Annotated in this window: 9 protein-coding genes; 1 reads left to right on the top strand and 8 read right to left on the bottom strand. The window is 70.3% G+C overall.

What is annotated here, in order from left to right; all coding sequences use genetic code 11:
• The first annotated feature begins 156 nt into the window (after nucleotides 1–156).
• Nucleotides 157–924 (top strand): hypothetical protein, encoded by a 768-nt coding sequence (locus ACFO27_RS05500; RefSeq protein ID WP_376816430.1) that lies wholly within the window; start codon nucleotides 157–159, stop codon nucleotides 922–924.
• 54 nt (nucleotides 925–978) lie between these two features.
• On the opposite strand, the gene fliR is transcribed toward ACFO27_RS05500, so the two are convergent.
• From fliR to ACFO27_RS05460, 8 genes are all read right to left on the bottom strand, one after another.
• Nucleotides 979–1764: a flagellar biosynthetic protein FliR gene (fliR, locus tag ACFO27_RS05495; RefSeq protein ID WP_376816429.1), complete on the bottom strand. Its 786-nt coding sequence runs from the start codon at nucleotides 1762–1764 to the stop codon at nucleotides 979–981.
• A 22-nt stretch (nucleotides 1765–1786) separates the two neighbouring features.
• Nucleotides 1787–2056, bottom strand: a complete 270-nt coding sequence (gene fliQ / locus ACFO27_RS05490; protein WP_376816428.1) for a flagellar biosynthesis protein FliQ — start codon at nucleotides 2054–2056, stop codon at nucleotides 1787–1789.
• A gap of 10 nt (nucleotides 2057–2066) precedes the next feature.
• The gene (gene fliP / locus ACFO27_RS05485) at nucleotides 2067–2840 is read right to left on the bottom strand and encodes a flagellar type III secretion system pore protein FliP (protein WP_376816427.1); all 774 of its coding nucleotides are present in this window, start codon (nucleotides 2838–2840) and stop codon (nucleotides 2067–2069) included.
• Entirely contained in the window at nucleotides 2840–3160 is a 321-nt protein-coding gene (gene fliO, locus ACFO27_RS05480) for a flagellar biosynthetic protein FliO (protein WP_376816426.1), read from the bottom strand. The genes fliP and fliO overlap by 1 nt, the downstream gene beginning before the upstream one ends.
• A 6-nt stretch (nucleotides 3161–3166) precedes the next feature.
• Nucleotides 3167–3700, bottom strand: coding sequence for a flagellar motor switch protein FliN (gene fliN / locus ACFO27_RS05475; protein ID WP_376816425.1), 534 nt, complete (start codon nucleotides 3698–3700; stop codon nucleotides 3167–3169).
• Entirely contained in the window at nucleotides 3697–4713 is a 1017-nt protein-coding gene (fliM, locus tag ACFO27_RS05470) for a flagellar motor switch protein FliM (protein ID WP_376816424.1), read from the bottom strand. The genes fliN and fliM overlap by 4 nt, the downstream gene beginning before the upstream one ends.
• Complete coding sequence (locus tag ACFO27_RS05465) at nucleotides 4713–5186, bottom strand: flagellar basal body-associated FliL family protein (protein ID WP_376816423.1); 474 nt, start codon at nucleotides 5184–5186, stop codon at nucleotides 4713–4715. Before ACFO27_RS05465 ends, fliM begins: the two co-directional genes overlap by 1 nt.
• Nucleotides 5187–5268: 82 nt before the next feature.
• Nucleotides 5269–6104, bottom strand: an 836-nt coding sequence (locus tag ACFO27_RS05460) for a flagellar hook-length control protein FliK (RefSeq protein ID WP_376816422.1), incomplete at its 5' end; no start/stop codon positions are given.

Here is a 6104-nt window from a genome sequence, read left to right as displayed (position 1 = left end):
CGCCGAACCCGATCCGGCGCCCGCTCCGGCCGCGGCGCCCGTCCGGGCGGCCCGGCGCGATCGTTCCGCGGGCGCCGCGCCGCGCCTGCCCGCCGCGCGCGCGGCCGCACCCGCCCGCCAGCCGGCGCGCGAGGAAGAATGGGAGGAGTTCTGAACATGGGGTTTTTCTTTGCGCGCCGGATGTCCGCGCCGGTTTCGGGCGGGGTCTCGCCGAGTGCCCGGCGGCTGCGCTGGGCCGCGCTGGCGGTTTCGGCCGCGCTGCTGTCGGCGTGCGCATCCACCGGCGAATCCTTCAATTCGTCGGGCCTGGACCGCATCGTGGAGGGCCGTACGACGATGGAGCAGGCTTCCGGCTACCTGGGCGCCCGTCCGGTGGACGTCTGGCGGCAGGGCGACACCACGCTGGCCCGCTGGGCCTACAAGGGCACCGTCGCCACGGATGCCGTGTATTTCCGCCAGGAGGCCTGGCTGCGCTTCGGCCCGGACGGGACGTTCCAGCGCATGGAGAATGCCGTCAATCTGCCGCTGAACCGGCATCCCCGGACGGCGGAGGAAGCCGACCGGGAGGCCAGGGCCGAACAGGAACGGGTCGCGCGCCAGGCGCCGCCCCGGACCGTTGTTGTGCAGTCGGTGCAGGAAACGGATGCCGGCGCCACGCCGGTGGCCGTGCCGGCCGCCGAGGCCATCCAGCCCGCGTCCCTGACCCTCCCTCCGCCTGCCGCGCCGGCCCCCGCCGTCCAGCCGTCCGTGAAACCGGCCAAGCCGGCCCGGTCCGGCCAGACCTCCAGGAGCGGCCGATCCGCCCAGGCGAAGAAGTCCGCCGCTTCGGGCCAGGGCGCCGCGTCCGCCGCCAATCCGTTGCTGCCGGCCGGCACGAAGGTCGTCCCCGGGGTCACCTACCCGGTGCGGAAGGGCGATCATTGAGGCATGCCGGGGCCGATGGCCCGCGGCCCGGGTGTCCGCGCGCGGCGGCCGGGCCTACAGCCCCGCCAGGCTGCGCGCGATGCGGGCCATGGCCTGGTAGCCGCCCTCGAACAGGCCGGCCAGGAAATCGCCGCTCTGGGGCAGCACGATGGCCAGCATGATCAGGCCCGTGGTCAGGGAAATCGGAAAGCCCACGGCGAACACCGACAGCTGCTGCGCCGTGCGGTTCAGGATCCCCAGGGACAGGTTGATCGTCAGCAGCACGATGATCAGCGGCAGCGCCAGCAGGATGCCGGAAATCCAGAGCTGGGCGCTCCAGTCCAGCAGCGCGCCCCAGCCGTCGGTCATCAGCGGCGCCCCCACGGGCAACAGCTCGAAGGTGCGGACCAGGCCGTCGAGCATCAGCAGGTGGCCGTTCACCGCCAGGAAGATCAGCATCGCCACCAGATTGAGCAGGCGCGACAGCACCGCCGTGTTGGCGCCGGTGGCCGGATCGAAGAACGAGGCGAAGGCCAGGCCCATCTGCAGGCCCACGAACTCCCCCGCCATCATCGTGGCCGTGAAGATCAGCCGCATGCACAGGCCCAGCGCCATGCCGATCAGCACCTGCTGGACGGCGATCAGCAGTCCGCTCCAGGAGGCCGGCGCGACGTCGGGCATGGCGCCGATCAATGGCGCGGCGATCAGGGTGATGACGACGGACAGGCCGATCTTCACCCGCATGGGGACGGAGGATTCCCCGAGGACGGGGGCCATCGCCACCAGGCCGGCGATGCGGAACAGGGGCCACAGCAGGCCGTTGATCCAGTCGTAGAGCTGGCCGATCTGGAAGGAAATCATGGCCCTGCGCGGCGGCCGGGCCCTACGAGGCCAGGCCGGGGATGGAGTCGAGCAGCGAGCGGATGTAGTCCACCATGGTGCTGATCAGCCACGGACCGAGCAGCACCAGGGTGGCGCCCACGGCCAGCAGCTTGGGGATGAACGACAGCGTCATTTCATTGATCTGCGTGGCCGCCTGGAAGATGCTGATGATCAGGCCCACGGCCAGGGTCATCAGCAGCAGCGGGCCGGCCATGATCAGGGCCACGCGCAGTGCCTGGTAGGTCATGGACATCACGGCTTCTGGCGTCATGCCGGGCCTCCTATTGGTAGAAGCTGCGGGCCAGCGAGCCCAGCAGCAGGTGCCAGCCGTCGGCCAGCACGAACAGCATCAGCTTGAAGGGCAGCGAGATCGTCACCGGCGGCACCATCATCATCCCCAGCGCCATCAGCAGGCTGGCGACCACCAGGTCGATGATCAGGAAGGGGATGAAGATCGTGAAGCCGATCTGGAAGGCCGTCTTGAGCTCGCTCGTGACGAAAGCCGGCACCAGGACGCGCAGGGGGACGGCGTTCTGGTCTTCCAGCGGACCGACGCCGGCCATTTCGGCGAACATCGCCAGATCCGATTCCCGGGTCTGGCGCAGCATGAAGGTCTTGAGCGGCTGGCTGCCCCGGTCCAGCGCCTGCTCGAAGGTGATCTGGTCGCGCGACAGCGGCTGGTAGGCCTGGGCGTAGATCTGGTCGAAGACCGGCGACATCGTGAAGAAGGTCAGGAACAGGGCCAGGCCCACCAGGACCGAATTGGGCGGCGAGACCCCCGTGCCCAGGGCGTTGCGCAGCAGCCCGAGCACGATGATGATGCGGGTGAAGCCCGTCATCATCAGCAGCGCCGCCGGCAGGAACGACAGCATGGTCAGCATGACCAGCGTCTGGACGCTGAGCGACCAGGTTTCCGTGCCGTTGGGGCCGGGCGTGGCGGTCAGGGCGGGCAGGGTGGCCTGCGCCAGGGCGCCGGCGGGCCAGGCCAGGATCAGCGCCAGGCCGGCCAGCAGCCAGGGCGCCGATCGCGCGGCGTGCGGGGCGGGGCGGCGCATCAGGAGCCTGAAAGGGTCTTGCCGAGGACTTCGGCGAAGTCCCCGGACGCGGCATCGCCGGTCCCGGGGGCGTCCGGCAGGGCATGCAGCAGGGTGATCTGCTGGGCGGTCACGCCCAGCACCAGGCGGGCGCCCTCGACCTGGACCAGGGCGACCGAGCTGCGCGCCCCCAGGCTGAGCGTACCGAGCACGCGCAGGCGGGCGGTCTGGGCGCGGCCCGGCAGCCAGCCGCCCCGGCGGGCGACCCAGGCCAGCATCAGCAGCAGGCCCAGGATGAACAGCAGGGCGAGGACGACGCGCAGGATCTGGTCCTGGTCCATGGCGGATCAGCGGCGGTTGTTCAGCCGCGCGATGCGGTCCGAAGGCGTGATGATGTCGGTGACGCGGATGCCGTACTTCTCGTCCACGACCACGACTTCGCCCTGGGCGATCAGGTAGCCGTTGACGTAGATGTCCATGGGTTCGCCGGCCAGGCCGTCGAGTTCCACCACCGAGCCCTGGCCCAGCTGCAGGATGTTCTTGATCGTCAGGCGCGTGCGGCCCAGTTCCACCGAGAGCTGGACGGGGATGTCCATGATCATGTCGATGTCGCTGTCGCCCTCGGCGGCCTGGCCGGCCAGCGGCTGGAACACCTGGGCGGCGGCGGGCTGGGCGGCGGCCGCCGATGCCGGGGCCGCGGCGGTCTGCTCCGCCAGGGCGGCGGCCCAGTCGTCCTCCGCGCCCAGGCCGCTGGCCTGGGTGGGCTGGTCGTGCGCGGACTGCTGTTCGGCCATGGCGGCGGCCCAGTCGTCTTCCACGGAGCCACCGGATGCTTGGCCCGGCAGGTTCGGGTCCTGGGTGTCGTCTTTGATGTCGCTCATTTTTTCGTGCGGGCTAGCAGTTTGTCGGAGTCGTCGGGCGAGGCGAGCACCTTGTGCACGCGCAGGGCATAGCGGCCGTTGAAGGTGCCGTAGCCGCATTCCAGCACGGGAACGCCGCCCACGCGGGCCGTGACGAGGGGACGGATGTCCACCGGCAGCACGTCGCCCACGGCGAGGTGCAGCAGTTCGGCGATGGAGGTGTCGATCCGGGCGAATTCCACGGCCAGCTCGACCTCGGCGCTGCGGACCTCGCGCGAGAGCTGCTGGGTCCAGCGCTGGTCGATCGCGTCGGAGGCGGCCTGCTGGAGCGGGCGCGAGAGCAGGTCGCGGATGGGTTCGAGCATGGAATAGGGCAGGCAGATGTTGAGCTTGCCTCCGGATGCGCCGAGTTCGATGTTGAAGGAGGCCACCACCACGATGTCGTTGCCCGTGCTGATGCTGGCGAACTTGGTGTGCATTTCCGAGCGGATGTATTCCAGCTCCAGCGGATAGACGGATTCCCAGGCTTCGCGGTAGCAGTCCAGCGTCAGGCCCATCAGCCGGCGGATGATGCGCTGTTCCGTGTTGGTGAAGTCGCGGCCTTCGATGCGGGTGTTGTAGCGCCCGTGGCCCCCGAAGAGGCTGTCGATGACCAGGAAGACCAGGTTCGGATCGTAGGTGAACAGGCCCGTGCCGCGCAGCGGCTTCAGGGCCACCATGTTCAGGTTGCTGGGCACGGGCAGGTTGCGCTCGAAGTCCGAGTATTTCTGGATCTTGATCGCGTTGACGGTGATGTCGGCGTTGCGGCGCATGAAGCCGAAGAACATCGAGCGCAGGCGGCGGGCGAAGCGTTCGTTGATCAGCTCCAGGGTCTGCATCCGGTGCCGCACGACGCGGTCCGGCGAGCCCAGGTCGTAGGGGCGGACGCCATCCTGGGATTCGGACGCGGCCTGCTGGCCCGAGGATTCCTCGCCGGTGACGCCTGCGAGCAGGGCATCGACTTCATCCTGGGAGAGCATGCTCTGGTAGGCCATTACTGCACCACGAAAGCGGTGAAGAGCACGTCGGCGATCTGCGGGCCGGGCAGTTGTGCCGCGAACGGCCGCGTCAGCGCGGCCTTCAGGCCGTCGGCCAGCGCCTGGCGGCCTTCCGGCGTCTGGATCAGGGGCAGCTGCTGCGCCGAGAGGACCTTGAGGATGCGGTCGCGGACTTCGGGCATGTAGTCCGTGATCTGCTTGCGCGAGGCTTCGTCGCCCAGGCGCAGGGTGATCGCGGTGTAGAGGATCCGGTTGCGGGTTTCACCGTACAGCGTGACCGTGAAGGGGTCGAGTTCCGCGAAGATGGGCGCCGGGACGACAGGCGGTGGCGCCTGGGCCGGCTGTTCCGCCGTCTGGACGGCGGCCGGGACGCCGGGCGCGCTGTCCCTACTCGTGAACCACATCGTTGCGCCGACCGAGGCGCCGATGACGATGATGAGCAGGAGAATGAATTTGAGTAGCCTGAGCATGGTTCCGGGTTAATGCGTCACGATGACTGGGGGGCAAAATGAAGCATTGTAATGCGGGTCCTGCCCAGGAAAGCGAAAGGGTTCACGCGAAGGTATCCACCAGCGCATCCGGACGGGAAACGGTCCTGGGGGCCGGGGATGCGGCCGGCAGCGAGGCCGCCTCGACGGCCTGGCCGTCCAGACTGAAGGTGGACCCGCCGTCCCGGGACGGCTGCGCCTGGCCCTGGGCGTAGGCCTGCTGGCCGGACTGCTGGCTGCCGACATCCGCCTGGCCCAGCGACAGGCCGGCCTGGGCCAGTTGCTGTTCCAGATGGGGGAGCGCGTTTTCCAGGGCCTGGCGCACGCTGGCATGCGGCGAGACGAAGGAGGCCTGGGCGATGGAGTCGCCCACGTGCAGGGTGATGTGGATCGGCCCGAGTTCCGGCGGGTTGACGTGCATCTGCACGGTATTGCCCGTGCCGGCGAGGTTCTGGGTCAGGTGCAGGATCTGCCGGCTGAAATCCTGGGGCCACTGCGGATTGGACAGCGGGGTGGGCACGGCGACGGACGCCGTGGCGGGGGCCGGAGCCGCGGCCGGTAGCAGGGAGGCGCCGGCGGGCGCGGCGGCCGAGGCCAGGGCGGCGGTCGGCGCCGGAGCCTGGATCGTTTCCGGGCCGGAGGCGGACCGGGCGTGGGCGGAGGGCTCCGCGGCCTGGGATCCGGCGGCGGCTTGCGCCGCGAGGGCCTGGCCGGCGGATTGCGCATGGGACTGGGCCGTGGCGGCCCGGGCGCGGCCGGGTTCCCGGGCGTCGGCCGGAGCCGGCGCGTCCGCCCGCGGGATCGCGCGGTCGGCGGCGGGCGCGCCCGCCGAGGCGTCGGCGCGCGGCATGCGGAAACGGCTGTCCGCGCCGGCCTGGTCCGCCTGCGCGTCGGCGGCGG

The sequence above is a fragment of the Castellaniella denitrificans genome (assembly GCF_042653765.1).
In the GTDB taxonomy this organism is placed as follows: domain Bacteria; phylum Pseudomonadota; class Gammaproteobacteria; order Burkholderiales; family Burkholderiaceae_B; genus Castellaniella; species Castellaniella denitrificans.
Note: the sequence above shows the minus strand (reverse complement) of the source record. Positions and strands in the feature narration are given on the sequence as shown.